The organism is Streptomyces sp. NPDC057445, from assembly GCF_042802855.1.
GTDB lineage: Bacteria > Actinomycetota > Actinomycetes > Streptomycetales > Streptomycetaceae > Streptomyces.
In genome coordinates, this window is record NZ_JBHVDH010000019.1 from 95,634 (window position 1) to 121,681 (window position 26,048).

The window sequence follows — 26,048 nt, forward strand, 5'->3', positions numbered from 1 at the left end:
ACTCCCCGACGGGACGGGCCATGCCAGCCAGCTTCCAACAGCGCCTCACCGGCGAGCACGTCACCCTCCACCTGGACGGCTACGAACGAGGCATGAGCGCCTCCGGGGAGCTGGAGCACCTCGTCGCGGCCGGGGTCACCGGCCTGTCCTGGCATCCCGGAACCGTCGCCCGCGCGGTACGCACCGGGCGGGCCTACGGCGGCCAGCTGCGCGACCTGGCCCTGCTCGCCACCCCCGCGGGAGCGGCCGTACGCGCCCTGCTCGCCCACGACGGGCGGCTCATGTGCGACGCGCTGCGCCAGGTCGCCGAACGCACCGGCGGCCGGGACGGCTACGCCTCGCTGCCCCCGCACCCCGGCCGCCCCGGCGACCCGGACGCCTTCCTCGCAGAGGCCCGCGTCCTGCACCGGGCCGTGGACCGGCCCAACCTGCTGGTCGCCGTCCCCGCCCTGCCCGGCCCGTCCGCCGCCCGCGTCATCAGTGACTGCCTCGCCGACGGCATCGGCGTCAACGCCACCCATGTCCTCGCCCCGGCGGTCTGTCACGACGTCACCCAGGCCTTCCTCACCGGCCTCGAACGCGCCCGCGCCGCAGGCCGCGACCTCTCCCGCATCGGCGCCATGGTCACCCTCCCGCTGCAGCTCCTCGCCGACGGCGTCGACTCCCGCCCGGCCCGCCGCCGCTGCCGCCCCGGCCGCACCGCCGCCCGCACGGCCGCCCGTGCCTGCGCCCGCCTCGGCTACCAGGCGTACGAGCGGGCCCTGGCCGACCCGCGCTGGCGCTCCCTGGTCGCCGACGGCGCCCGCCCGTACCGGTTCGTCTGCTCCGCGACCTACACCCTGCGCTGCGGCGCACCCGCCGGGGGCGCGGCCCCGCTGCACGACCTCGCCGCCCCCGGCACCGCGCTCGCCGGCGACCGCAGGGGCCTCGCCGTCTTCCTCGCCGCCCGGCGGCTCGGCCCCGACTGCCTCGCGGCCGGGCAGGCAACGCCCGGGGAAACGCTCGGGATCCGCCTGAGCCGTGAGTCAGAACGGCTCGTACGCCGCCAGAGCATCGCCCTGCGCACGGCGTGGGCCGGTCTGCGCGACGCGGCCGCCGCGACGACCGCGGCCGTCTCCGCGCCCGGCTCCGGCACAAACTCCCCAGCCTAGGCCCGGGGCGGGGCACGGCACAGGTGCCGGCGCCACCCCGCCGACCGCCCGAGGCGGCCACCGCCGGTGCTCCGGCCACCACATCACGCCCCCGCCGGCCCGCCGCGGGAGGACCGGAGAGCGTTTGACCGCCGCCGGGGCGGAAGTTACGTTCCGGGGCAGCCGAGATCAGGCCGATTCTTCCGCCGGGGGGGCAGGGATGACCGGAGAGGACACCCACGCCGAGGACGACGCACTGCGCATCCTCGAACTTCTCGCGGGCGAGGCACCCGCCCGCGACTACGAACAACTGCTCGGCCGCGCCCGCCGGTCCGCCGTCGCACCCCAGCGCCTCGACCGGCTCGAGCGCGCCACCCGTCTCGCCCTCGACGTGGGCGGCCTCCTCGACCGGCGCCGTCGGCGCGAGGCCGAACTCGCCGCCCTCGTCGACACCGCCCGCGAACTCACCCGGTCCGGCCGGCCGGACGCCACCCTGCGGCTGATCAGCCGCCGCGCCCGGCTGCTGATGCACGTGGACTTCGCGTGCACCGTCCTCGCCGACGAGGACGGCGGCGACCTGACGGTCCGTACCGCCGACGGCGCCGTCAGCGCCCTGACCACCGGCCACCGCATCCCCGCCGGGGTGCTCCCGGCAGACGGCCACGACGAACGGCCGGGCCCGTTCTGGACGTCCGACCTCCTCGCCGGGGACCACGACCCGCACACCACCGCCCACGCCGCCGCCCTCGACGACGTCGTCCACGCCGAATCCCTCCACGCCGTGCTCGGCGTGCCGCTGCACGCCGACGACCGCCACCTCGGCTACCTCTACGCCGCCGACCGCGCGGTCCGCCACTTCACCCCCGACGAGGTGGCGCTGATGTGCTCCCTCGCCGATCTCTGTGCCGTCGCCATCAGGACCGCCCGGCTGCTCGAAGGCGCCCGCGCCGCCAACGCCGAGCTGGAGCAGGCCGGTTCACGGGCCCGCGCCGGCCTCAGCGACGCACTGCGCGGCAGGAGCGCCCAGGACGACCTCGTCCGGCTCGTCCTCGACGGAATCGGCCTGGACGAGCTGACCGCCCGGGCCGCCGCCGAACTCGGCGGCGGCCTCCGCGTCCGTGGCCAGTCGGGTGAACGCCTCGCCGAACACGGCCGGATACCCCGCCCCGACGGCGAGGAACTGGAACGCGTCCGGCTCAACGCCGCCGCGACCGGCATCGCCTGCCCGCTGACCACCGGCACCTGGGTGGTGCCGCTGACCGCCCGCTCGCAGGACATCGGCTGCCTGCTCTTCCACCCCGACGGCGCCGGCCCGCACACCCTCGCCGGACACGGCGAACAGGTCCTGCTCTCCTACGCCCGCGCCGTCTCCCTGCTGCTGATGCAGCGCTCCGCCGCCGGCGAGGGCCAGTTCGCGGACGACTTCCTGGAAGACCTCATCACCGCCGACGGCCCCACCGACCGGGTTCTGGGACGGGCCCGCCGGCTCAGCGCCGAACTGGACCGCCCGCACGTCGTGGTCGTCGCCCGGCCGGGGACCGACGCCGCCGCCCTCGTCGAGAGCTGGGCAGCCGCCCACGTACGCCGCCACCGCGGCATGAAGACCGTCCAGGGCGACCGGCTCGTCCTGCTGCTGCCGGGTGACAACCCGGCGGAACGCGCCGAGCAGGTACGTGCCGGGCTCGCCGCCGCCACCGGCGCCCCGGTGACCGCCGGCGCCGCCGGCCCCACCCAGGGCGCCGGCACCGTACCCCGCGTCCACCAGGAGGCCGTCCGCTGCTTCGAGGCACTCACCGCACTCGGCGGAACCGGCCGCGCCGCGGCCGCCCGGGACCTCGGCTTCATCGGCATGCTGCTGGCCGACGACCAGGACGTCCCCGGCTTCGTCGACCGCACCCTCGGCCCGCTCCTCGACCATGACGCGGAGCGGTTCAGCAACCTCGTCGAGACCCTCGAAGGATGGTTCACCGCCGCCGGCAGCCCCACCCGGGCCGCCGAGATCCTCTACGTCCACCCCAACACGGTCTCCCGCCGCCTGGAGCGCATCAGCCAGCTGCTCGGCCGGGACTGGCAGCAACCGGAGCAGGCACTGGAACTCCAGCTCGCGCTGCGGCTGCTACGGACCCGAGCCCGCCTCGCACCCGCCGGCCCCCCGTCATCCGGCCCGTGGCCATCGGGACCGGCGTGACCGCGCCGCGCCCGTGGTGCGCCCCCGGCCCCAGCAGGCGCAGCGCGTGCGCGAGGGAAACCAGCGTCACATGCCGGTGCCAGCCGTGGAAGGACCGGCCCTCGAAGTCCAGGGCGCCCACAGAAAGGCTCGTACCGGTGAAGTCGGCGTCGACCCGTCCGATCAGCCTGCCCAGTCCCAGCAGCGTGCTGCGGCTCGCGCCGGACAGACTGGTCAGCCACAGCTCCGACACCTCGCGGCGGTTCGGCGACCACACCCCCACCAGCGTCAGCGGCACGCCCGGCGTCCGCCCGCCGGACAGCGTCCCGCCCTTCGGCCCCGCCCGCCCCGGAAGCCTCACGGGCAGCAGCGCCACCAGCGAGGTGCGCGGCAGCCCCGTCCCCGCCGGATCGAACCACTCCACGGGCCGCCGCTGCGTCCGGGCAAGCTCCGCGAGCTGACCGGCCGAACCCGCCACCGCCGGGCTGCGCCCCGCCGACAGGTTCGGCGCCAGCAGCCCCGTACCGCCGCCGATCCGCAGCAGGAACGGCAGCCCGGCGTTCGAGAGCGCCTCCACCAGCGGCAGCACGGCCTCCTCACGGGCGTCCGTCACCACCGGCACCGCCGACGCGCCCCATGCGGCCGTCTCCAGCACCATGTCCACCGCGAGTTCCTCCGGCGCACCGGCGTCCACCGAATCGGGAATCGCCGCCCGCTGGCGCATCTCGGCGTCCTCCAGCCAGTCACCGCTCAGCGACAGCCGCCAGTTCACCGGCACGGAGGCCGCACCGGACGCCAGCCACAGCCCGTACCCCTGCTGGCTGTTGACCACCTGCCCCAGCTGCGGCACGAACCGCCGCCCCACGCCCACCGAATGGCGTCCCGTCTTCGGGATCACCAGCGGTCGCACCACCCAGGCGCGCGGTGCGAGCAGCCGGTCCACCTCCGCCGTCAGTTCCGCCCGCAGGGGCGCCCAGTCCCACGTCGAGCAGCTGATGAAGTGGTGCAGACTCTGCTCCGCCGACCGCTCGTCCGTGCTCGCGGCGAGATTGCGCATCGTCTTGCGGCCGGGCGCGTTCAGCAGCCCGTTCACATACAGCTCTCCCTTGTGCCGCTGGTCCCGGCGGCGCAGCGACGCCAGCACCGACGCGCACAGCGTCCGCGACACCTCCGCGGCTCGCTCACGCGGCGCACCTTCGGCTTCCACGACCGGGCGAATGGCCCTCATGACGCTCCTCGGAGGTCGGCGCCCCGCAACTGCCAGGTCGGGGCCGGATCGGCTGGGACCCCTCCACCGTCGCCGCCGCACCCGCCGCGGCCCAGGTAGGCCGGAAACACACTTCCGGCCACGGTCCGCGCCCGGCGCCCGGCACCCCGCCGGGCCGACGGACCGCGCCTGCGGGTGGTGGCCGCACCACCACCCCGGGCCCCCGGCGGGGCGCGCGGGGCCCTGCGCGGCGCCGCGCAGCGGCCGCGCCGTGTCCTCAGGTCCGGCCGACCGGCCGTCGGATCCCTGTTGGCAGGCGGTGTCGCGGGCAGGAAGAGGCCGGACTCCGAAGAGTGTGACGAGTGGACCTCGTGCCCGGGGACGATCTACGCGAGCGTGGAGGGGCGCATACCAGGCGCCGTAACGACGCACCGGACAACAGGAGTTCACATGCCGTCCCGCAGGTCAGGGGAGTCAGCGCCCCTCCGCATCAGACTCCGGAGCCAAGGGCGGTGGCGGCGCCGGGGCCGTACCTCATGGGTGCTCGCCGTCTCGGCCGCCCTGCTGTGCACCACCGGCCTGGCCGGCGCGGCCCCCGTCCCCGCCCCCGACCCGGCCGCCGAGGGCAGCGCGCGCGTGCGCGCCCTGGTCTCACGGATGACGCTCGACGAGAAGCTGTCCTTCGTCCACTGGACGGCCGGCCCCGACGGCGGCCCGCTCGCCCGCGGCGTCGGCTACATACCCGGCGTGCCACGCCTCGGCATACCCTCCCTGCAGGCCTCCGACGGCCCGGCCGGCGTCCGCATCAACGGCAGCCGCGCCACCGCCATGCCCACCCCCACCGCGCTCGCGGCCACCTTCGACGACTCCCTCGCCCACGCGTACGGCAAGGTCCTCGGCCACGAGGGACGCGCCCTCGGCCAGGACGTCGTCCTCGCCCCGATGGTCAACAACATCCGCGTGCCGCACGGCGGCCGCAACTTCGAGACCTTCAGCGAGGAACCGCTCGTCACCGCCCGCACCGCCGCCGCCGAGATCAAGGGCATCCGCAGCCAGGGCCTGATGGCCACGGTCAAGCACTTCGCCGGCAACAACCAGGAGACCGACCGCTTCACCGTCGACGCCGCCATCGACGAACAGACCCTCCACGAGGTCGAACTCCCGGCCTTCCGCAGCGCTGTCGAAGCCGGCGCCGCCGCCGTCATGTGCGCCTACAACGGCGTCAACGGCACCCCTTCGTGCAGCAACGACCAGCTGCTCCAGAAGATCCTGCGCGAACAGTGGGGCTTCAAGGGCTGGGTGATGTCCGACTGGCTCGCCACCCACGCCACCACCGACATCACCAAGGGCCTCGACCAGGAACTCGGCCTGGAAATGGTCAAGCCCACCGACCCGGTCCCCGACTCCAAGCACTTCGGTGCCGCCCTGAAGGCCGCCGTCGGCCACGGCACCGTGCCCGAGGCCGCCCTCGACCGGGCCGTCGTCCGCATCGTCGGCCAGATGGAGCGCTCCGGCCTCCTCGACACGCCCCCGCAGCGCCCCGCCCGCGACGCCGCGGCCGGCCGCACCACCGCCCGCCAGGTCGCCGAGAACGGCGCCGTGCTGCTGCGCAACTCCACCGTCGGCGGCCGGGCGGCCCTGCCGCTCACCGGCGACGCCGGCACCGGTCTCGCCGTCATCGGCGACAGCGCCAAGCGGCCCAAGGTCTCCGGCCTCGGCAGTTCCCACGTCGTCCCCGACGGTGCCAAGGCACCCCTCGACGCGCTGCGCGAGCGTGCCGGCTCCGGCGCGCACCTCACCTACGAGCCCGGCATCGACCGGCTCGGCACGCCCCTGACCTCCGAGAACCTGAGCCCCGTCCTCACCAACGGCAAGCAGCTCGACGCCGGCGAGGACCGCCAGTTCTACGACGGCACCCTCACCGTCCCCGCCGACGGCGAGTACCGCATCGGCCTGCGCGTCAACGGCGGCCTCGCGATCCTGCAGATCGCCGGACAGACCCCCGTCTACGCCGCCGACTCGTTCAGCGAGACCACCAGCGTCGTCCTCAAGCTCACCAAGGGAACCCACAAGCTCACCATGAGCGGCTGGGCATGGCCGGACCGCCCGCTGTCCGTCGACCTGACCTGGGTCACCCCCGAACAGGCCGAGCGGAACATCCAGCGCGCCGTCGCCGCGGCGGCCGCCGCGAGGACCGCCGTGGTCTTCGCCCAGGACGAGGGCTCCGAGGGCTACGACCGCCCCACGCTGTCGCTGCCCGACGGGCAGGACGCGCTGATCTCCGCCGTCGCCAAGGCCAACCCGAACACCGTGGTCGTCCTCAACACCGGCTCCTCCGTGCTGATGCCGTGGCTCCCCGACACCGCCGCCGTCCTGCAGATGTGGTACCCGGGCCAGGAGGGCGCAGGGGCCACCGCCTCGCTCCTGTACGGGGACACCAACCCCAGCGGCAAGCTCACCCAGACCTTCCCCGCGGCCGAGGACAGCCACCCGATGGCGAAGAACCCCAGGCGTTTCCCCGGCGTAGACGGTAAGCAGGAGTACAGCGAGGGCGTCCACGTCGGCCACCGCTGGTACGAGAAGGAAGGAGTCACGCCGCTGTTCCCCTTCGGACACGGCCTGTCGTACACCTCCTTCGCCTACCGCGACCTGGCCGTGGAGCGGACCGCCGACGGCGCCGCCGTCCGCGTCACCGTGCGCAACACCGGTGGGCGCACCGGCAAGGAGGTCGTCCAGGTGTACCTCGGCCCGAGCGCGCTCGTCACCGCCCCGCAGGCGGTCAGCAAGCTCGCCGGCTACACCAAGGTGACCCTCGCCGCCGGCCAGGAGAAGCGGATCACCGTTCCGGTCGACGCCCGCCAGCTCAAGTACTGGGACGCCCGGGGGCACGCATGGCAGGACGCGCCCGGCGCCCGCGCCGTCGCGGTCGGCTCCTCCGCGTCCGACATCCGCCTCACCGGCAGCCTCGCCCCCTGACCGCCGCCGAACCCCAGCCCCCCACTTCACCACCCTGCGAGAGGAACCACATGACCGCGTCTGAACACCCCGGGACCACCGGCCCCATCGGCACGGCCGACGCCATCGACGCCACCGAGGACACCGGGCTGCGCCATGTCGCCGCCCTGTCCACCGAACTGCGCGACGTCGTCGAGGTCGAGCAGCGCCAGGTCCGCCTGGAGCGCGTCGTGCTGGTCGGAGTGTGGACGTCGGGCACGGTCGCAGAGGCCGAGAGCTCGCTCGCCGAGCTCGCGGCCCTCGCCGAGACCGCCGGTGCCCTGGTCCTCGACGGTGTCATCCAGCGCCGCGACAAGCCCGACCCGGCCACCTACATCGGCTCGGGCAAGGCCCGGGAACTGCACGACATCGTCGTCGCTACCGGGGCCGACACCGTCGTGTGCGACGGTGAGCTCAGCCCCTCCCAGCTCGTGCGCCTCGAGGAGTTCGTCAAGGTCAAGGTGGTCGACCGGACCGCTCTGATCCTCGACATCTTCGCCCAGCGGGCGACCTCCCGGGAGGGCAAGGCCCAGGTCGCGCTCGCGCAGATGCAGTACATGCTGCCGCGCCTGCGCGGCTGGGGCGCCTCGCTGTCCCGCCAGATGGGCGGCGGCGGCAGCGGCGGTGGCGGCATGGCCACCCGCGGCCCCGGTGAGACGAAGATCGAGACGGACCGGCGCCGGCTGCGCGACAAGATGGCCAAGATGCGCCGCGATATCGAGGACATGAAGACGGGCCGCGACCTCAAGCGGCAGGAGCGGCGCCGCAACCGGATCCCGTCGGTGGCCCTCGTCGGCTACACCAACGCCGGCAAGTCCTCCATGCTCAACCGCCTCACCGGCGCCGACGTCCACGTACAGAACGCCCTGTTCGCCACCCTCGACCCGACGGTGCGCCGGTCCGAGACCCCCGGCGGCCGGGCCTACACCCTCGCCGACACGGTCGGCTTCGTCCGCCACCTGCCGCACCAGCTGGTCGACGCGTTCCGCTCCACCCTGGAGGAGGTCGCGGAGGCCGACCTCATCCTGCACGTGGTGGACGGCTCCCACCCCGACCCGGAGTCCCAGATCGAGGCGGTGCGCGCGGTCATCGGCGAGGTCGGCGGCGCCGGCGTGCCCGAGGTCGTCGTGATCAACAAGTCGGACAAGGCCACACCGGAGACCCTCGAGCGCCTGAAGGCGGCCGAGGACGGCGCGGTCGCCGTGTCGGCCCGTACGGGTGAGGGCATCGAGGCCCTGGTGGTCCGCGTGGAGCAGGAACTCCCGCACCCGGACACGGAGGTCGACGTGCTGATCCCCTACACCGAGGGCCACCTGGTCGCCCGCGTCCACTCCCACGGCGAGGTCCTCGCCGAGTCCCACGAGGAGTCCGGCACCCGGCTCAAGGCGAACGTCGACGCCCCGCTGGCCGCCGAACTCGCCGCCTACACGGCCTGATCCACGGCCCTCGCACGACGCCGCCCCCTCCCGTCCGGGAGGGGGCGGCGTCGTGGTGCGGCGGCCGGTCAGCGGGAGGTCGTGAACTCCCTGACGGAGGCGATCACGTAGTCCAGCATCTCCTCGGTCAGACCGGGATAGACACCGATCCAGAAGGTCTGGTCCGTGATCAGGTCACTGTTGGTCAGGGGCTCGGCGACGCGGTGCGGCTTCTCCGCGTACGCCGGGTGGCGGGTCAGGTTGCCCGCGAAGAAGCGGCGCGTGTTGATACGGCGCGACTCGAGGAAGTCGACCAGGGCCGCGCGCGAGTAGGACGCCGCCGGGTCGACGGTGATCAGGAAGCCGAACCAGCTCGGGTCGCTGTCCGGGGTCGCCTCCGGCATCAGCAGACCGGGCAGACCGTCCAGGCCCTCGCGCAGCCGACGCCAGTTGCGGCGGCGTGCGGCACTGAACGCCTCGATGCGCTGCAGCTGACTGAGCCCGAGAGCGGCCTGCAGGTCGGTCGCCTTCAGGTTGTAGCCCACGTGGGAGAAGATGTACTTGTGGTCGTAGCCGTGCGGCAGCTTCCCCATCTGCTGGTCGAAGCGCTTCATGCACCGGTTGTCCTCGCCCGGCTCGCACCAGCAGTCCCGGCCCCAGTCGCGGAACGACTCGACGATCCTCGCCAGCGCCAGATTGCTCGTCAGGACGCAGCCGCCCTCGCCCATCGCGATGTGGTGCGCGGGGTAGAAGCTGGTCGTCGCCAGGTCGCCGAAGGAACCGGTGCGCCGGCCCCGGTACGTGGAGTCGACCGCGTCGCAGTTGTCCTCCACGAAGAACAGGTCGCGGTCCTCCGCGAGCTGGGCGACCTCCTCGACCCGGAACGGGTTGCCCAGCGAGTGCGCGATCATGATCGCGCGGGTCTTCGGACCGATCGCCGCGGCGATCCGCTCGGGCGTGGTGTTGTACGTGCCGAGCTCGACGTCCACGAACACGGGCACCAGACCGTTGTGCAGGATCGGGCTGACCGTCGTCGGGAAGCCCGCCGCTACCGTGATCACCTCGTCGCCCGGCCTCAGACGGCGGTCCTCCAGCTGGGGGGACGTCAGGGAGCTCAGGGCCAGCAGGTTCGCCGAGGATCCCGAGTTCGTCAGATGGGCCTTGCGCGTACCGATGAAGCGGGCGAAGTCCCGCTCGAAGCGGCGTGAGCTGACGCCGGCCGCGATCCGCATGTCCAGCGCGGCGGACACCAGGGCGAGCCGGTCGTCCTCGTTGAGCACCGCGCCGGAGACCTGCACGGGGGAGACTCCGGGCTCGAAGGGGCCGGGGGCCTTCTCCCGGTGGTATTCACGGACGAGCTCCGCGATCCGTTCCCTGGTCTCGCCCATGGATGTTCCCTTCTGATGGCACCACTGACGTCACCGCGAGCGTAGGTGCGGCGCGAGCGCGAATCGCAGGAACAGGGGCCGACTTCATCAGGTCCCCGGTGAAATCAGAACCGATGGCTCGATCTATTCCGTCGCCAACTGGAGCCACTCGCACGGCGGTCACTCGGATGTCACACTAAAACCGCTCTAGAACATGCCCAGGAGGTAACGCATGACTGAAAAGCCGGAAAGCAACGCCGCCGAGACAGAAGCCAAGCGCAAGTTCCGTGAGGCCCTGGAGCGCAAGGCCCGTACCGCCAGGTCCCAGCAGGCGCACCACGAGGGGCGGTTGAAGATCAAGGGCTCCAACGCTCCCGTCGGCCAGAACCGGAACTTCCGCCGCAAGTCCGGCTGACGCTTCCTCGCATTTCCCTGCCCGGCCGCCGTGATCCCTGCCACCGGATCACGGCGGCCTCTTTTGTGCCCGTTTCCTTGGCGCTGCTCGAATTCCCCTCGAAAATCGCTCGAGCACCACTGGATAAAGTCTCGGAACGGGCTATGGATTCAGCCGAAGATTCCGCGGAAATCACTCCGCGACGGCTTCTGGGCCGGCCCCGGACCGGCGCGCGTCCACGGAGGCGGCGGTCCGCCCGGCAGCCGCGCCACCACGGCGGACCGCGCGGAGTAGGGCGGAATTCGAACCAGTCTTGAGTCGGCCTGGCGAAGGTGGAGGACGCGACACCGGCCGGACCCGGTGCCTCTGTGTCGAAAGGGCCCGTATGAGCATCGTCGAGGAACGACCCCTGGAGCAGCCGCGATTCGCCACCCTGCGCGAGCGGACCGCCGAACTGGCCGCCGTGCGCGCCTCGGCCGAGGCCGGCCCGGGCGAGCGCGCCACCGCCGCCCAGCACGCGAAGGGCAAGCTGACGGCGCGCGAGCGCATCGGGATCCTCTTCGACCAGGGGACGTTCAACGAGGTCGAAGGCCTGCGCAGACACCGGGCCACCGGCTTCGGCCTGGAGGAGAGGAAGCCGCACACCGACGGCGTCGTCACCGGCTGGGGCAAGGTCCACGGCCGCACCGTCTTCGCGTACGCCCACGACTTCCGCATCTTCGGCGGCGCACTGGGCGAGGCCCACGCCGAGAAGATCCACAAGCTGATGGACCTGGCGGAGGCCGCCGGCGCCCCCGTCGTCGGCCTCTGCGACGGCGCGGGCGCCCGTATCCAGGAAGGCGTCACCGCTCTCGCCGGCTACGGCGGCATCTTCCAGCGCAACGTCCGCAACTCCGGCGTCATCCCGCAGATCTCCGTCATCCTCGGCCCCTGCGCCGGCGGCGCCGCCTACTCACCCGCCCTGACGGACTTCGTCTTCATGGTCCGCGGCACCTCCCAGATGTTCATCACCGGCCCCGACGTGGTGCAGGCGGTCACCGGCGAGGCCGTGACCATGGAACACCTCGGGGGCGCCGACTCCCACGCGGCCGGCTCCGGCGTCGCCGCGTTCGCCTACGACGACGAGCCCAGCTGCCTCGAGGACGTACGGCACCTCCTGTCCCTCCTGCCCTCCAACAACCGCGAGGCCGCCCCCGAGGGCGACCAGGAGGACCCCGCCGACCGCCGCAACGACGCCCTGCTGGACCTGGTACCGCTGCGCCCCACCCAGGGCTACGACATCCGCGACCTGATCGAGGAGGTCGTCGACCACGGCGACTACTTCGAGATCCACGGTCAGTGGGCCCAGAACGTGGTCTGCGCACTGGCGCGGCTCGGCGGCCGGACCGTCGGAATCGTCGCCAACCAGCCCGCCCACCTCGCGGGCGTGCTGGACATCCACGCATCGGAGAAGGCCGCGCGCTTCGTCCAGTTCTGCGACGCGTTCAGCATCCCGCTGGTCACCCTGATCGACGTGCCCGGCTTCCTCCCCGGCGTGGACCAGGAACACAACGGGATCATCCGCCACGGGGCCAAACTGCTCTACGCCTACTGCAACGCGACCGTGCCCAGGATCAGCCTGATCCTGCGCAAGGCGTACGGCGGCGCGTACATCGTCATGGACTCCCGCTCGATCGGCGCCGACATCGCGCTCGCCTGGCCCTCCAACGAGATCGCGGTCATGGGCGCGGAAGGCGCCGCGAACGTCATCTTCCGCCGCGAGATAGCGGCGTCCGACGACCCGGAGGCCACCCGGGCGCAGAAGATCAAGGAATACCAGGCAGAGCTGATGCACCCTTACTACGCCGCGGAACGAGGCCTCGTCGACGACGTCATCGACCCGGCAGAAACCCGGGTCCGTCTGATCGCCTCGCTGGACATGCTCGGGTCCAAACACGCCCGGATGCCCGCCCGCAAGCACGGAAACCTCCCGCTTTGACTCCTCCCCCTCGTAAACGAGGGGGATTCCTAGCTCACTTCGCCTGACCCCTAGCAGGGGGCAGGGCTTACAAGATCAGCACTAGCCGGGTTGAGACCAGCCCGGACGAGCATCACCCGGGCGGAGTTCTTGTCTCTGGGCGAGACAGCTCCGCACGCGGTGCACGTATACGTTCTCTCGGAGAGGGGGAGTGCGTGCTTGGCTCTCGCTCCGCACTGTGCACAGTCCATGGTGGTGTGCGCGGGGTGGACCAGATGCACGGGGCGCCCGTGCTTGCGGCCCATCTCGACCAGCGCCGCCTTGGTCGCACCGATCGCGGCGTCGGCGGCCTTGCGGGCCATGTTCGACTTCGCGAGGAACTTCGGCCGGAAGTCTTCCACTGCGATCACGTCGAAGTCCCGGACAACGGTCTTGGCCCACTTGCGGCCGGTGTCCTGCCGCTGCCGGGCGATCTTCTTGGACACCTTCGCAGCGGCCTTGCGGGCCTTGCGGGCCTTGCGGTACCCGGCGGTGTCGGGCCGGTTCTTCGAGGTACGGCGCCGGGCCATCATCCGCTGGTACCGGGCCAGCCTCGTGGCGGCGGTCTTCCCGTGCTGGGCGTGGGGCAGATCGTGGGCGTCGGACGTGGTGGTGGCGGTCTCCTTCACGCCCCAGTCGACGCCTATCGCCCGGCCGGTCGATGGCAGCGGCTCGGACGGTGTGGCCACCACGAACGAGGCGTGCCAGTGGCCGAGGCTGTCCCGGTACACGCGCACGCTGGTGGGTGCGGACGGCAGATCGCGCGACCACACCACGGTCAGCACGATCCCGCCCGCCAGGTGCAGGCGGCCGTCCTTGATGCGGAATCCGCGCCGGGTGTAGTTCAGCGACGGCGCTGCCTCACGCTTGCGCTTGATCCTGGGCATCCCGGCCCGCTGCCGCATCGGCAGCTTCGCCTTGATGTCCTTGAGCGCTTTGGCCCGGGACTTCGCGAAGTCCCGGATGATCTGCTGCTGCGGCACCGAAGCACCCTCCCGCAGCCACGCCATCGACTGTCGGGCCTCGGTCAGCATCCTGTCGAGCTGCGCCGGGCCGCACGTCGTGTTCTCGTCGGTGGCCTTGTTGTGGGCGTGTATCCGGCGCGACAGGGCCACGCACTCGTTCCACAGCCACCGGCACCGCGCCCACTCGGCATCAAGCCGGTCAAGCGCACCGGACGACACCCGAAGCCGGAAGGTGTACCGGGCATGCCCGGACCCCGTCTTGGCCATCACTGTCGTCACCATGATCCAGAACCTAACAGCCTCCACTGACAACGGAAGAGAGTGCAGGTCAGAACAGATGCGCAGCGAACTCCGCCGCTTCGCGGCTCCGACCCCAGGACCCATTCCTCCCCTGCCTGAAGGCAGCGGCATCCTGGGAGACATCCGGTGAACGCCGACAACGCGGTGGCACTGTCCCTGGCGTCGATCCGCATCACCCGGGGCAACCCGACGGCGGAAGAAGTCGCGGCCCTGGCCGTGCTCCTCACCGCCCGCCTGCGCCCCGCCCCGCCCCCGGGTCCCTCCACCCGCAAACTCCACGCCCGCCGCCCCGGGCCCGCCCCCTACACCCCTCCGACGTCCTGGGCCTCCTGAGGAGCCGACCGGCCGACGGCGGGCATCGCGGAGGAAGAGCGGCACACGCCGTCGTCCGGCCGGGAGAGCGAAGGGCCGGACCGCCGCTTGGCGGCGCCGGGGGTGCACCGGCAGACGGCCGGGCAGGGCGCGTCCCTGGGGGCGGGGAGCGTGACCCGTCTGCCCGCAGGACCTGCCCGGCGACCAGGCCGGGGAGCGGCAGGTCCGGCTCCTGGCCGCGCGGTGGAGCTCGTCCGCGACGTCCAGGCCGGCAAGGTGAACGTCTACCAGGCGGCCGAGCGTATGCGTTCCTGGCGCATCCGACCCGCGCGGCCGGGCCGGGCCCACCGGGGCCCGCTCGCTTCCTGTGAGGTTCCCGCGTGGGGACCAGGAGGGCACTCGTGAGCCACACAGCCGCTGTCCGGCTTCCTCAGAAGCCGAACGTGGCGTTGCTGAAGGCGACGTAGACCGCCCCGATGCCGACGATCCACACGGCGATCGTGCCGATCATCGCGCCTGTGGCCGCAGGAACACCGGCGCGGCGTCCCAGCACCGTGGCGCCCGTCCAGCCGCACGCGGCACCGGCCATGGGCACGCCGAGGACCAGCATCACGGCATGCTGGAGCGACTTCTTGGTCTCGTGGTTGGCGCGCCAGTCGGTGCTGCTCCTGTTCCGGAGGGCGTCGTCGGCGGCGTACCACAACCCGCCCAGCAGGGGGAGCAGGAGCACGGCCGTCACCACGAGAAGGGTGATGACCGTGCGCCGCGTCCGCCGGGCCGTCTCTGCAGGAGAATCCGTCACGCGAACATGCTGCTCGGGCGCCGCCGCGCCCACCATCCGTACACGTACTCAGCCGGCCGCACACGTCTCAACCGGTCGGCCGGACCGACAGGTTCGCATGGATGCGGACGACAGCCCGGCGGAGATGCCGATGTCGCGACAGGTGCGAGCACGTCAGCCCTCGAAGCGTGTCAGCGTGTCAGCGTGCGAGCAGGGCGCGCCACCGCCTCCGCCGAGTCGATGCGGATGCCGAGGGCGCAGCACCGGGCTCGATGGCGGCCGGAAGCGGCTGAGCCGACGTCGGGGCGCGGCGAGGCGACTGGGGGACGTCGAGGGGGCTCAGCGGCCTGAATTCGACCGGGAGGGTGGAGGGCCGGGAGGTCATCCAGTCGGCGGTGATGCCGATCTCGCCGTCCGCGACCGCCAGGCGGATGTCCGGCAGCAGCGCCATGAGTTCTTCGATGCCGGTGGCGGCGATGGCGCGGCCGATGTCGCCGCCGGGGCATTCGTGGGGGCCGCTGCTCAACGCAAGGTGGGCGCGGTTTCCGTGCATCGGCACGCTCAGGTCCGGGCGCTGCTCGGGGTCGACGTTCGCGGCGGCGATGCAAAGGAGGAGCAAGTCGCCGGCCTTGACGTGCTGCCCTGCGAGCACATGGTCGCCGGTGGCCCACCGGCCAGGGATCACGCCGATGCTGGGGTTGTCCCACATCACCTGCTCCAGCGCGTCGGGCAGCGTCATGTAGCCGCCGGAAAGGTTGCCGCGGAAGCGGCGGTCGGTCAGCATCAGCCGCAGTGTGTGGGCGATCAGGTTGACCGTGCCCTGGTGCGCGGCAACGAGGACCAGGCGTAGGTGCTCCACGACCTCGGTGTCCGTGAGGCCGGACTCGTGCGAGATGAGGCGTGAGGCGAGGTCGTATCCGGGGGCCGTCTTCTTGTATGCGACAAGGTCCTCCAGGACCCGTGTCACGACGGCGTTGCTGGCGGCTGCGGTATCGCTGCCGCGTATCAGGTCGAGGGTGGGTTCGACCAGAAGTGGACCCTTCTCCGGGGTCATGCCGAGCAGGCGACTGACGACCAGCATGGGCAGCGGTTCTGCGTAGTCGCGGACGAGGTCGGCCGAGCCGGACTGCGCGAAGCCGGAGACGAGCTGGCGGGTGTAGTGCGTGACGTAGCGGCGCATGCCGCGGCGGTTGAACTGGGCGAGCCCGTCCACTACGGCACGGCGCAGACGCGCGTGCTCCTCGCCGTCGGTGAAAGCGCACAGCGGCTGCCAGCCGACCATGGGGATGAGCGGGGAGTCCGCCGGCACGCGGTTCTCCAGGAATGCGTTCCAGCGGCGTGAGTCCCGGCTGTAGAGACTCGGGGTGCGCATGACTTCCAGGTTCTCGCGGTACCCGAGCACGATCCATGCCGGGATGTCTCCGTGGAGGAGCACGGGGGCCACCGCACCGTATTGCTGTCGCAGTTCCTCGTACGTCTGGGCCGGCTCAGTGATTTCCGGCAGGCGCCGGAGGCTGCTGGCTGTGCCGTGGGCTGGGCACCCGGGAGGCGGCACGAGCCCGTCGGCGGATATCGGGGGGTGGGGGGTCACGGGGGCCTCCGGAGCTGGAGAGCGCCCCCGTCACGAAGGCCGACCGGGGCGGCTCATGATCGTCACCTGGCCGCGTACAACGGCCTTCGGGCTCCCGCTCTGCGGTGAGCAAGATCGGCAGCCGAGGGGCAGCATATCCCTGCGCGCTTCGTCGCCGACATGCCGTCAGAATGTGTTGACAGCAACGCCGTTAGGCCGTCGGTGCCTGTCCGGTACCGGGAGGTCGGGTATCCGCTCCTGCTCGCCCACGGCTCGACTCGCGGGCCGGTCAGGAAGTAGAAAGGGGAACGACGTTTCCCCTCGCCGGCGCGTGCGGGAAGCCACGATGATGAGGCGTCAGAAGAGCTGGTTTCTACGAACAGGTCCGGTAGGTGCATCGCCGTCAACGCGCCCCGCGGGGGCAATCGCGCGTGGCACAGCAGCTGGCAGGGCAGAGCCGCCTTCTGTGTGGGCCTGTTGGACCTCAGCCTTGACCGCTGTGCGGCCAAGGTGATCTCTCGCAGGCTTCGTAACCCCGCGAAACACCCCACATGTTCCCCACCAGCACGCCGGGCCGCGAGGCGAGCGCCGGTGTGTGGTCTTCTCGCGAAAGGACGCCTGTGTCACTGAATGCCGTACCCGGCGCCAAGGGTGGCATACCCGGCCTCGGCCACGTGCCGCGCTTGCTGCGCGACCCGCTGGGGGTCCTGCGATCCCTCCATGCCGAAGGACCGGTCCTGCGCCTCGACATCGGCACCATGCCGGTGATCGTGGTCACCAGTGCCGATACCGTCAACGAGGTCCTGGTCAGATACGCCCGGTCATTCGTCAAGGGCAGGATGTTCGAGCGCGTCCGGCCCCTCGCCGGCAACGGGCTGGCCAGCTCCGACGGTCCTTACCACCGTCGCAACAGGCGCCTGATCCAGCCCATGTTCTACAAGGAACGCCTCGCCGGATACGCCGACGTCATGCGTGAGCACGCACAGATACTCGCCGACGCCTGGAGCGACGGCCAGATCATCGACGCCAACAAGGTGATGGGGACGTATGCCATCGAGACTCTGACGGCCACGCTCTTCAGCACCGACATCGGCCGGCCCGCAGTGCGGTCCGTCCGCGAGGACCTCCCCGTCCTGCACAAGTACTTGCTCCTACGGGCCCTCGCCCCGAAAGCCCTGGACAAGCTGCCGATCTGGCGGGCTTTCGACCGGTCCGCGGCCCGCATGAGGGCCGTGTTCGACCAGGCCATCGCCACCACCCGGGCATCCGGCCCGGAAGACCGCACCGATCTGTTGTCGCTGCTGCTTTCGGCGCGCGACGACACCGGCGCCGGCCTGACCGATGCGGAGATCCTCGACGAGCTGACCACCATGCTCTTCGCGGGTACCGAGACCGTCGCATCCATCCTCGCCTGGGCGCTGTACCACCTGGGCCAACACCCGGACGTCGAGGAGGAACTGCTCAGGGAGATCGACAAGGTGGTGGGCGACCGGGCCGTCACCATCGCCGACGTGCCGCAGCTCCCCAGCATCACCCGGGTCCTGGACGAGGTCATCCGCCTGCACGGCGCAGTCACGACGATGCGGCGTACGACCGAGGAGGTCACCATCGGCGGATACAGCATCCCCGCGGAGACCGAAGTCCTCCTGAGCCTCTACGCCCTGCACCGCAACCCCGATCTGTACCCGGATCCGGACCGCTTCGACCCGGACCGCTGGCTTCCGGAACGGACCGCAGCGCGGCCCCGCGAGCACGTCGTCCCCTTCGGCGCCGGAGCCCACAAGTGCATCGGTGACAAGTTCGCGTGGATGGAGGCCACCATCACCCTGGCCACCATCCTGCCGCGCTGGCAACTGCGCTCCGTGCCGGGCAGCAAGCCGCCCAAGGAAGCGACCGCAGCCGTGGCACATCCCACGCGCGTTCCCATGGTGATCCACCGCCGCCGGAACCACTGATTCGCGTCCGCTCGGTGGCCGGCCTCCGTACCGGGGGCCGGCCGCAGACCCCGGTCCCTTGCGGTGCGGGCGCATTGCCGATCGGCCACGCACCTGGCATCTGGCTGACGGACCGCACGGGCGGCGCTGTCGTGGATCCGGAACCGTCCATGGAGGAGCGGACGCGCATCGTCTTCGACACTGTGCCCCGGAGCCCGTTTCGTTGACGGGCGCTCGACGGCGTCGGCGGCAATCACCGATGGGCGGCCGGGTCCTGGCCACCGCCCTCGGCGACGTCGGACTTGCCGCCGCCGGGTCCACCGACGACGTCGGTGCGGCGGCAGGCAGGGAGCCTGGCGGCCGGATATGGCCCCGGCGGGAGCGCCCCCGTCGCACGGGGCCGGTGCGCGTCCCGACCACCTGGTCGGGCGCCGGGGCCCCACAACATGCTCAGCTCCCCGCGTCGTTCCGCGGGTTCCGGGCGAGTGCGGCCTGATACTCCCTGTCGAAGATCTCGACGAAGCGCCGCTCCCGGGAAGAGCGGGCCTCGACGAGCCACCCCTGGCGCATGCGCGCCCACACTCGTCTGTTCGACTCCACGCGAAAGGTGTTCGCGGCGATTCTGGGAAGCGACTTCCACGGGACGGCGCCGGTGTCCGCGCCCGCCCACAAATAGTGCAGGACGAGCCGGGTGTAGGTCTGGCGCTGCCATTCCTCCCCCTCCAGCCCGCCCATCTCTCCCCAGGCCTCCCGGTAGATGGGGTTGTCCATGGCCATCACCAGCAATTCCTTCTGGAATCCCCGGACGGCCTGCCACTGCTCAACCCGGGCCTGCCGTGACTGGATGAGCAGGGAGACCCCGACGCCTGCGACAGCGAGAGCGGAAAGGATCGCGGCCACCGCGGCATAGGTCTGCCCTATGTCACTGAGGCGGTTCCAGTCGTCCCCCATCGGGGGAGCGATACGCATGAGCACGTACGGGGCGAAGGCGACCAGTGCCAGCACCCCTACCGCAGCTGCCAGAAGGACGACCGAGCCACGCACCACAACCGGTGACCCCGGCATCCGTAACCCCCGCACTGCGCGACCTCCCCATTCCTCCGCTGACACCGGCCTGTTCCTACCCCGGGGCGTCACCGGCAACCGGTCGCACGTGGACAGCCACGATGCGCCTTCGATCTGTAGCTCCATCGCGTCCGGGCCCCCCTACGAGACGCTCAGGGGCGACGCCCGGTTCGTGACAGCAATCGAACGCCGTCATCGCCGTTGTACGTCCCGCCATGTCTGCACGCTGTCCAAGGCGTACGCGCATCGAAGTGGCCGTGCACCGGGTGGACCGCGCCGCGACCGGACGCGTCTCGGGACCCGCCATGGCCTGCACATTCGCCAGGGAGCGGTGGTTACGCGAGCAGCCGGGACCGGCCAAGGCCGTCTATGAGATCGGCCGGTCGATGAACCGAACCGTGCCGCCGAGTCGCTGCTGCAGACCAGGCAGGACACTCGGCTCGCCGTAGGCGATCCACAGGTCGCCGTCGAGATAGGAACCCTCGAGGATGGTGTCGCCCACCCAGTCGCGTTGCCCGCGTTCGGTCGCAAAGGTGGCAAGGACGATCCGGCGGGAGCCGCTTTCACAGGAGGCGACGCGGTACTGCTTCTCCTCCGCCACCATGGTCGGCCGGCACTCCGCCCGGCCGGCGAGCTCTGCGAGCCGACCGTCGGGACGGTCCGGCTCACCCAAGAGGTCGACGCCGCCCACGGCCCAGGCGAAGACCGCGGCAGCCGCCGCCAGCAACAGGGAGGCGGTGACGGCGTCGGTGGTCCGTGAGTGTGCGCGCACCGCCCCATCCTGCCGTTCGACGCTCGCGCATGCGAATCCGGCCATGCAAGCACCGTTATCAGCCAGGTGGAGGTGGTATCACCCAGGACCTCTCGTTCGGATCCCGCCGGGCTCGCGTGCCCTGGTGGCGCAGCTCGCTGCGTTGTCGTCGGTCGTCGGTCGTCGGTCGTCGACGTCCCCCGGCCACCGCTGGGAGGCGGCCTTGCGAGGCACGCCGCCGGACCCCGCTGAGCGATCCGGCCTCATCCGAACGAAAGACCCTGGCCTTCCAGGAGCTCTGAGGCGAGCGGTCCGTCGTCTCAGCGCCCGCACCGTCGCCGGAAGCTTCGAGTCCGGAGGATTTGGTGATCATTTTGGGGTGGGAGAACTGCCGAGGGGGCGTGCACCTGGCCTACGGTCTCCGTGATCGCATTCACGCATGTCCCAGGGGGAAAGCATGTCGGCCCAGACCGGCCGGGCTCCGGACGCAAGACCGGCGCCGCCCGCCCGCAGCAGCTCCGGGGCCGCCATCGGCTGGATCCTCACCATCGGTCTCAACGTCGTCGCGCCGATCATCACCTACAACTCGCTGACCGGCCATGGCTGGAGCGAGTTCAGCGCCCTGCTGGTGAGCGGTGTGTGGCCGGTGGTCGACACTGCGATCCACGTCGCCTGGCGACGCAAGCTCGATGAATTCGCCGTCGTCACGCTGGTGTTCATGGTGCTCACGGCCGTCGTCTCGCTCGTGGGTGCGCACTCGGCCCGCGCCCTGCTGGTGAAGGACTCTGCCGTCACCGGCTTGTTCGGGTTGCTGTGCCTGGCCACGCTGCCGGCGCGGCGCCCCCTGATGTTCTACTTCGGCCGCAAGTTCGCCACCGACGGCACGGCGGAGAGCACCGCCTGGTGGAACGGCATGTGGCAGTACGAGGGCTTCCGCAAGACCCTGCGCACCATGACGGTCGTGTGGGGCGCGGCGTACCTCACGGAGGCGCTGGTGCGGATCGTGCTGGCGTATGAACTGGACACCGGTGTGATGGCCACTCTCAGTCCTGTAATGATCTACACGGTCCTGGGTGGCCTGGTCCTGTGGACCATGCTGTACGGCAAACGGTCTCAGCGAAGGGGTGAGGCCCGCGCGGCAGCGGCGGCCCAGGCCGAGGCAGCCGGACAGGTCGGCCGACGCAACGCCGTCCCGAACCCCACCAGCACCGGCTGACCAGGCCGGCCGCCGGCGCCCTTGCCGGGGGCGGACCCGTGTGCCGCAAGCCGGCGTGGTGTGCCGCTGCCGCTGTGGATGGTCGCTGATCGCGGGCATCAGGTCCTGGAAGGTTCGGCCGTCGGAGCGCGAGCGGAGCAGCGACCCGGGCCACTTTGGGCTCCGGTTCCGTTGAGGGCGAGTAAAAAGGCCTCGCCGCGGCCCATGGGGCTGCGGCGAGGCGCGGGATGTCAGAGAGCTACTTCTTCCACTGGACGTCGGTGGCCATCAGCGCGTACACGCCGCACTCGCCCGTGAACTTCCAGTACCCGCGACCGACCCACTTGCCGTAGTGGGTCTTGCCGTTGGCGCACTCGGTCACGGTGCGGGCCTTGCCGCGCGTCACGTGGCAGTCGGCGCTCCAGCTGTGGCTGGTGTTCTTCCAGTTCTTGCAGGTGTAGCCGTAGTCGTTGGCGCTCGCCGCGCCTGGCAGGGCGACGAGCAGGCCGCCGGCGAGGACGGCGGTGGCGGCAGCGGCTCCGAGGCCGCGTATGACGCGCTTCATGTTCCCTCTGTTACCACCCGCTCATATGCACACGGCGCGGGACGGAGCGGGTGAGGCGTCCCGCGTCACTTGGAAGATGATCTTACTCGGCTGCCGCGAAGTGGAGGCGGGCGCCTGTCCCGCACCACGCAGAGCGGCTGTCCGGCGGGAGTACAGGCAGCTGACCTCCTTGGACGTACTCGGCGACACCGCTGCGCGACCTGCACCGTCGCCAGGTCCGATCCTGAAGGACCTCGTCGCCCAGGACCCCGGCATCCACCCCACGGCCTGCTTCTCCTGCCGGCCTCCACGCCACGGATCCGTGCCTTCCACCGCGGCCTGAAAGCCGCCCGGCAGCCGCACCAGGGCGAAGGACGGCTCCAAGTCCCCCGGCGCACCAGGAGGATCTCCGTGGCGACGGCGCTGTCCTCGGCCGCTGGATCGGAGAATGCCGCACCGGCGCCGCACAGCTGACAGGGCCCCAGATCACCGATGGCTCTGGGGTCGGCAGCTCCCGCGCCCGAGGGGGAGTGGGCGCAGGGGAGCTACCCGGAGGTCACGTGCGCTTGGGTCAGGGAGTCGTGCAGACGACGAAGGCTCTGATGGACTCGTCCACGGTGTTGGTGTTCGTGCCGCGCACAACCCAGGCGTTGCCGATTGCGTAGGAGTCGGTGAAGTAGGTCCGGATAGCAGTGGTCGAACCGCCGCCTCCGGTCGCTACCTGACCGAACGGGCAGGCCACGCTGGCAAACCGGTTCTGGCCTGGTGGCACGGTGACGTACGCCCCGAAGAACTGCGGGTGCGCGGCCAGCGGTGCGGTGTCGGCCGCGGCCGGCTTTGCGGGCGCGACGATGCCCGGCTTCTGGTCGGGGTCACCTTCCGCAAGGGCAGCAGCACTGCCGCCGACGAGGAGCCCTACGGCGGCAAGGGCACTCAGTGCAAGGGCGGTTGTACGAGCCATCTCGGCCTCCTGATGTGGGGCCGCCCCCGGGGTGGAGGCGGAAGCTCCGATTCCGATGCTACGCACCGGAGTTGATCGACTTCAGGCAGTACAGGAGGCGCGGTGGGGGCGTGGAGGAGTGCTATCGCGCGGACGACCGATCACGCGCGGGTCGCACAAGCCGTACGGGCCAGAGCATCCGACGTCAGCTCCAGCGCTGGGGGCGAACGCGCGATGGCCGGGGCGTTATGACGTGCTCCGGGGAGACTTCCGGCCCGCATGTGGCAAGGGTGCTCGTCACGGTGGCTGAACGCGGCGTGCCAGCTTCCGGCCCCATGTCTGGCCCGGCGCTTCGATGTATCGGTAGGTCAGTGCGCACAGGGGCAGCAGCACGGCGAAGAAGGCCACTTCGAGCACGGGACTGTCCCGCCGCCACCGGCCGATCGTGCCGTCGGTCACCGCCAGCAGCACCGATGCACCAGGTAGACCGAGTAGCTGATGGTTCCCAGTCCGACCAGCCGGCGCGGGATCCGCCGGCGGCGCAACGCCAGGCCGACACCGAAGGTGAGCACCGCCGGCAGGAATGCCGCGATCCAGCCGCGCCGTGTGCAATGGGACCCGTCGCCGTACCGGTACGCACTCCCCACGGCGCAGGCGACCACCACGACGGCTGTGCAGGCGGCGTACCGCCAGGTGCTCCGACCGTTCTCGGCCCGGTGGACGGCGGTGCCGAGGAACATCACGGCGAGGATCACCAGGCCCTCCCACATGGGGACCGTGCCGTTGAAAGCGACCAGAACGAGCGCCGGCACCCCGCCCAGCACACCCCCGAACACGCGAAGCGCGGGTGACCCGGCGCTCGCACAGCAGATGGCGACCCCCATCGCGACCGAGGCGAGCGCGATCAGCAGACCGGTGCCGACTCCAGGGCCTCATCGACCGCGGCGCCCTCCGGACCCAGTAGCCCCGTGCCGCACAGCGACGGGCCTGGCCCCCACCCAGGCCGGGCTCGTCGTCTTCTGGTCCCCGGTCAGCCGGAGCGGCGAGGCAGCGGGCCGTCCGACCCGGGTGTCGGTGGCGGCTGGGAGGCTGGGGCGCATGGACAGGGATGAGGAACTGCTGCGGGGCCGTGTCTACGGTACGGATCACGATGACCCGCACCCCGGCCCACGGCCGGGTCACGTCTACGCCGAACTGGTCGGGGGACCGCTCGACGGCCTGCTGCTCGACATCACCGGACGGACGGCGGACGAGATCGCCACCGGCGCCGCCCTCCAGACCGAGCTCGGGCAGTTCGGCGCCGGCGGGCGCGCGATGTACGGTCCCCGCCCGGGTGGTTCGGGCCGGTGGGACTGGTCCGGCGACGTCGCCTGAAACCCCGGGCCTCTTGCCCCGTGCCCGGCTCGCCGGGCAGGCCGCTCGCCCCTGCGGTGCGCCATCCGCCGGGGCTGCAGGTACCTCAAGGAGCGTGTCGATGCCGCAGATCCCGCGACGCGTCCTGCCCGTCGTCCAGGCCGAACGGGACACCGTTGTGAACAGCGCGCTGGCGCCGACCGCCCGCCTCGCCGATGTGATCCTGCCGGCGCCGCCGCAGTTCGCTCCGGCAGCGGCTCCCGGAGCGCCACGCTGGAGGAGCTGCGCAAGCGCCGGACCAGGAGGCGCAACTGCGCGCTGAGCGGTGCAGACCCCCTCTGACCACGGCACCGTCAACGGTCCCGGCCCGGCCTTCAGTACGTACAGGAGGCCGGGCCGGATCTTCGCGTACGGCTACGCGCGGCGTGGCCGCTCCAGGCCGAGCGCTTCGGCGACGTCCTCGGAACGGGTGCGCCTGTCCGTACGCTGTGCTCGGCCTCCAGCAGTCGGCACAGCGACAGGAGCTGGGAGGCGCTTCGGCCGGCGGACACAGCGTGCGGGCGGCAGGTTCTGCTCACGCCTTCGATCGCGCTGTCCTGCGGCGTTTCAGGATGAAGGCGCCGACGCCGGTAGCTGCCAGGAGGGCGCCCCCGCCTACGCACCAGGTGGCTGGGCCGGTGATGCTTCCGAGGTCAGTGGTCCAGGTGGAGCCGTTGGGCGGGAAGGTCAGTGTGGCCGACGTCTGTTGTTTGACCCTGCCGCTCTCGAGTTTCAGGGTGGCCTTCCACGGGCCGTCGGGCAGCCGTGGGTTCAGGTCGGCGGAGACGGTGCCTGCCGCCCCGGGCAGGAGTGTGGTTCCCGGCCGGATGTAGAACGGTCCGGCGCGGTTCACCGAAAGCGCCAGAAGGCCGCCAACTTCACGGAGCTCCGTGTGCAGCGCGACATCCCGCTGCCGTTCTCGTCCGGCCACTGAGGTTTTCTCAACGAAATGATCTCGTGAGGTGGCTCGGCCCAGGGGATCCCGCGAGTCGCGATGAGTCCTGCGGCGTCCGGCGGTCGTACTGTCGAACCCGCTACCGAGGAGGACTTCTGATGCGCAGCGTGACCTATTCGATGGGCGTCTCCCTTGACGGCTACATCGTCGGGCCGGACGGCGGCTTCGACTGGACGGCGCCCGACGAGGAGGTCTTTCGCTCCTGGATCGACGAGATTCGAGAGGTCGGCGTCCACCTGTTGGGACGACGGTTGTACGAGACGATGCTGTACTGGGAGACCGCCGACCAGGATCCGTCGCTCGACGACTCAATGCTCGAGTGGGCCGCGATCTGGAAGCCGCTCCCCAAGGTGGTGTTCTCCACCACGCTGTCGGCGGTGCAGGGCAATGCCCGCCTGGCCTCCGGCGGCCTGGCGGAGACGATCGAGCGGTTGCGAGCCGAGCCGGGGGCAGGCGACATCGCGATCGGCGGCGCGACTCTCGCCGCCGAGGCGGCCACGTTGGGTCTGATCGACGAGTACCGGGCCAGGGTCTACCCGGTGCTGGTCGGCGGTGGCATTCCGTTCTTTCCCCAGCGCGAGCGCCGGGTGGATCTCGAACTCGTCGAGACCCGCACCTTCAACTCGAGAGTCGTCTACCTCCGCTACCGCGTCGCGCGCTAGGTCGTGTCCGGC

21 protein-coding genes and 2 pseudogenes are annotated in these 26,048 nt (G+C 71.4%); 12 read left to right on the forward strand and 11 right to left on the reverse strand.

Annotated elements, in window-relative coordinates; translation table 11 throughout:
* The first annotated feature begins 20 nt into the window (after positions 1-20).
* Together ACFU5O_RS29310 and ACFU5O_RS29315 are read left to right on the forward strand one after the other, a co-directional pair.
* Positions 21-1,151, forward strand: coding sequence for a transaldolase family protein (locus tag ACFU5O_RS29310; RefSeq protein ID WP_384245103.1), 1,131 nt, complete (start codon positions 21-23; stop codon positions 1,149-1,151).
* 199 nt (positions 1,152-1,350) lie between these two features.
* A complete protein-coding gene (locus ACFU5O_RS29315; protein WP_384245104.1) occupies positions 1,351-3,318 on the forward strand; it encodes a helix-turn-helix domain-containing protein in 1,968 nt (655 codons plus the stop codon).
* Between the two features lie 394 nt (positions 3,319-3,712).
* Here the strand turns inward: ACFU5O_RS29315 and ACFU5O_RS29320 are convergent.
* Positions 3,713-4,525, reverse strand: a pseudogene (locus ACFU5O_RS29320) (IS701 family transposase); the annotation flags it as partial.
* Between the two features lie 519 nt (positions 4,526-5,044).
* On the opposite strand from ACFU5O_RS29320, the gene ACFU5O_RS29325 reads away from it, so the two are divergent.
* Together ACFU5O_RS29325 and hflX are read left to right on the forward strand one after the other, a co-directional pair.
* A complete protein-coding gene (locus tag ACFU5O_RS29325; protein WP_384245106.1) occupies positions 5,045-7,480 on the forward strand; it encodes a beta-glucosidase in 2,436 nt (811 codons plus the stop codon).
* Positions 7,481-7,530: 50 nt separating this feature from the next.
* Positions 7,531-8,934, forward strand: a complete 1,404-nt coding sequence (gene hflX, locus ACFU5O_RS29330) for a GTPase HflX (RefSeq protein WP_384245107.1) — start codon at positions 7,531-7,533, stop codon at positions 8,932-8,934.
* Positions 8,935-9,002: 68 nt separating this feature from the next.
* On the opposite strand, the gene rfbH is transcribed toward hflX, so the two are convergent.
* On the reverse strand, positions 9,003-10,301 hold the full coding sequence (rfbH, locus tag ACFU5O_RS29335) for a lipopolysaccharide biosynthesis protein RfbH (protein ID WP_384245108.1): 1,299 nt from the start codon (positions 10,299-10,301) through the stop codon (positions 9,003-9,005).
* Positions 10,302-10,512: 211 nt separating this feature from the next.
* Between rfbH and ACFU5O_RS29340 the strand changes: the two genes are divergently transcribed.
* The gene (locus ACFU5O_RS29340) at positions 10,513-10,695 is read left to right on the forward strand and encodes a DUF5302 domain-containing protein (RefSeq protein WP_384245109.1); all 183 of its coding nucleotides are present in this window, start codon (positions 10,513-10,515) and stop codon (positions 10,693-10,695) included.
* A gap of 364 nt (positions 10,696-11,059) precedes the next feature.
* Positions 11,060-12,652: an acyl-CoA carboxylase subunit beta gene (locus ACFU5O_RS29345; protein WP_384245111.1), complete on the forward strand. Its 1,593-nt coding sequence runs from the start codon at positions 11,060-11,062 to the stop codon at positions 12,650-12,652.
* 50 nt (positions 12,653-12,702) lie between these two features.
* Here the strand turns inward: ACFU5O_RS29345 and ACFU5O_RS29350 are convergent, their stop codons facing one another.
* Entirely contained in the window at positions 12,703-13,917 is a 1,215-nt protein-coding gene (locus ACFU5O_RS29350; protein WP_384245112.1) for an RNA-guided endonuclease InsQ/TnpB family protein, read from the reverse strand.
* 144 nt (positions 13,918-14,061) lie between these two features.
* On the opposite strand from ACFU5O_RS29350, the gene ACFU5O_RS29355 reads away from it, so the two are divergent.
* Entirely contained in the window at positions 14,062-14,268 is a 207-nt protein-coding gene (locus ACFU5O_RS29355; protein ID WP_384245114.1) for an acyl-CoA carboxylase subunit epsilon, read from the forward strand.
* Positions 14,269-14,677: 409 nt separating this feature from the next.
* Here the strand turns inward: ACFU5O_RS29355 and ACFU5O_RS29360 are convergent, their stop codons facing one another.
* Positions 14,678-15,049 carry a hypothetical protein gene (locus ACFU5O_RS29360; protein WP_384245115.1) on the reverse strand — a complete coding sequence of 124 codons (372 nt, stop codon included), beginning with the start codon at positions 15,047-15,049 and terminating at the stop codon, positions 14,678-14,680.
* A gap of 178 nt (positions 15,050-15,227) precedes the next feature.
* Positions 15,228-16,583, reverse strand: a complete 1,356-nt coding sequence (locus ACFU5O_RS29365) for a cytochrome P450 (protein WP_384245174.1) — start codon at positions 16,581-16,583, stop codon at positions 15,228-15,230.
* A gap of 635 nt (positions 16,584-17,218) precedes the next feature.
* On the opposite strand from ACFU5O_RS29365, the gene ACFU5O_RS29370 reads away from it, so the two are divergent.
* A complete protein-coding gene (locus tag ACFU5O_RS29370) occupies positions 17,219-18,553 on the forward strand; it encodes a cytochrome P450 (RefSeq protein WP_384245117.1) in 1,335 nt (444 codons plus the stop codon).
* 429 nt (positions 18,554-18,982) lie between these two features.
* On the opposite strand, the gene ACFU5O_RS29375 is transcribed toward ACFU5O_RS29370, so the two are convergent.
* The gene (locus ACFU5O_RS29375; protein ID WP_384245118.1) at positions 18,983-19,597 is read right to left on the reverse strand and encodes a DUF6082 family protein; all 615 of its coding nucleotides are present in this window, start codon (positions 19,595-19,597) and stop codon (positions 18,983-18,985) included.
* A gap of 367 nt (positions 19,598-19,964) precedes the next feature.
* Positions 19,965-20,369 carry a hypothetical protein gene (locus tag ACFU5O_RS29380; protein WP_384245119.1) on the reverse strand — a complete coding sequence of 135 codons (405 nt, stop codon included), beginning with the start codon at positions 20,367-20,369 and terminating at the stop codon, positions 19,965-19,967.
* A 418-nt stretch (positions 20,370-20,787) separates the two neighbouring features.
* Here ACFU5O_RS29380 and ACFU5O_RS29385 point away from each other — a divergent pair, with 418 nt between their 5' ends.
* Positions 20,788-21,564 carry a VC0807 family protein gene (locus ACFU5O_RS29385; protein ID WP_384245121.1) on the forward strand — a complete coding sequence of 259 codons (777 nt, stop codon included), beginning with the start codon at positions 20,788-20,790 and terminating at the stop codon, positions 21,562-21,564.
* 238 nt (positions 21,565-21,802) lie between these two features.
* Here ACFU5O_RS29385 and ACFU5O_RS29390 read toward each other — a convergent pair whose 3' ends face one another.
* The 3 genes and pseudogenes from ACFU5O_RS29390 to ACFU5O_RS29400 all read right to left on the reverse strand — a co-directional run.
* Complete coding sequence (locus tag ACFU5O_RS29390; RefSeq protein ID WP_384245122.1) at positions 21,803-22,108, reverse strand: hypothetical protein; 306 nt, start codon at positions 22,106-22,108, stop codon at positions 21,803-21,805.
* 550 nt (positions 22,109-22,658) lie between these two features.
* Positions 22,659-23,048, reverse strand: coding sequence for a hypothetical protein (locus tag ACFU5O_RS29395; RefSeq protein ID WP_384245124.1), 390 nt, complete (start codon positions 23,046-23,048; stop codon positions 22,659-22,661).
* A 276-nt stretch (positions 23,049-23,324) separates the two neighbouring features.
* Positions 23,325-23,950 (reverse strand): annotated as a pseudogene (locus tag ACFU5O_RS29400) (acyltransferase family protein); the annotation flags it as partial.
* Positions 23,951-24,125: 175 nt separating this feature from the next.
* Here ACFU5O_RS29400 and ACFU5O_RS29405 point away from each other — a divergent pair.
* Positions 24,126-24,401 (forward strand): hypothetical protein, encoded by a 276-nt coding sequence (locus ACFU5O_RS29405; RefSeq protein ID WP_384245125.1) that lies wholly within the window; start codon positions 24,126-24,128, stop codon positions 24,399-24,401.
* Positions 24,402-24,501: 100 nt separating this feature from the next.
* Positions 24,502-24,702, forward strand: coding sequence for a hypothetical protein (locus tag ACFU5O_RS29410; protein WP_384245126.1), 201 nt, complete (start codon positions 24,502-24,504; stop codon positions 24,700-24,702).
* Between the two features lie 252 nt (positions 24,703-24,954).
* Here ACFU5O_RS29410 and ACFU5O_RS29415 read toward each other — a convergent pair whose 3' ends face one another.
* A complete protein-coding gene (locus ACFU5O_RS29415) occupies positions 24,955-25,350 on the reverse strand; it encodes a hypothetical protein (protein WP_384245128.1) in 396 nt (131 codons plus the stop codon).
* A 122-nt stretch (positions 25,351-25,472) separates the two neighbouring features.
* Between ACFU5O_RS29415 and ACFU5O_RS29420 the strand changes: the two genes are divergently transcribed.
* Positions 25,473-26,036: a dihydrofolate reductase family protein gene (locus ACFU5O_RS29420; protein WP_384245130.1), complete on the forward strand. Its 564-nt coding sequence runs from the start codon at positions 25,473-25,475 to the stop codon at positions 26,034-26,036.
* Positions 26,037-26,048: the final 12 nt, after the last annotated feature.

Coding starts and splice junctions, on each gene's coding strand:
- ACFU5O_RS29375 (WP_384245118.1), bottom strand. CDS start 19,597: ATGCCGGGGTCACCGGTTGTGGTGCGTGGCTCGGTCGTCCTTCTGGCA.
- ACFU5O_RS29315 (WP_384245104.1), top strand. CDS start 1,351: ATGACCGGAGAGGACACCCACGCCGAGGACGACGCACTGCGCATCCTC.
- ACFU5O_RS29310 (WP_384245103.1), top strand. CDS start 21: ATGCCAGCCAGCTTCCAACAGCGCCTCACCGGCGAGCACGTCACCCTC.
- ACFU5O_RS29385 (WP_384245121.1), top strand. CDS start 20,788: ATGTCCCAGGGGGAAAGCATGTCGGCCCAGACCGGCCGGGCTCCGGAC.
- hflX (WP_384245107.1), top strand. CDS start 7,531: ATGACCGCGTCTGAACACCCCGGGACCACCGGCCCCATCGGCACGGCC.
- rfbH (WP_384245108.1), bottom strand. CDS start 10,301: ATGGGCGAGACCAGGGAACGGATCGCGGAGCTCGTCCGTGAATACCAC.
- ACFU5O_RS29390 (WP_384245122.1), bottom strand. CDS start 22,108: ATGAAGCGCGTCATACGCGGCCTCGGAGCCGCTGCCGCCACCGCCGTC.
- ACFU5O_RS29405 (WP_384245125.1), top strand. CDS start 24,126: ATGGACAGGGATGAGGAACTGCTGCGGGGCCGTGTCTACGGTACGGAT.
- ACFU5O_RS29345 (WP_384245111.1), top strand. CDS start 11,060: ATGAGCATCGTCGAGGAACGACCCCTGGAGCAGCCGCGATTCGCCACC.
- ACFU5O_RS29340 (WP_384245109.1), top strand. CDS start 10,513: ATGACTGAAAAGCCGGAAAGCAACGCCGCCGAGACAGAAGCCAAGCGC.
- ACFU5O_RS29395 (WP_384245124.1), bottom strand. CDS start 23,048: ATGGCTCGTACAACCGCCCTTGCACTGAGTGCCCTTGCCGCCGTAGGG.
- ACFU5O_RS29350 (WP_384245112.1), bottom strand. CDS start 13,917: ATGGTGACGACAGTGATGGCCAAGACGGGGTCCGGGCATGCCCGGTAC.
- ACFU5O_RS29410 (WP_384245126.1), top strand. CDS start 24,502: ATGCCGCAGATCCCGCGACGCGTCCTGCCCGTCGTCCAGGCCGAACGG.
- ACFU5O_RS29420 (WP_384245130.1), top strand. CDS start 25,473: ATGCGCAGCGTGACCTATTCGATGGGCGTCTCCCTTGACGGCTACATC.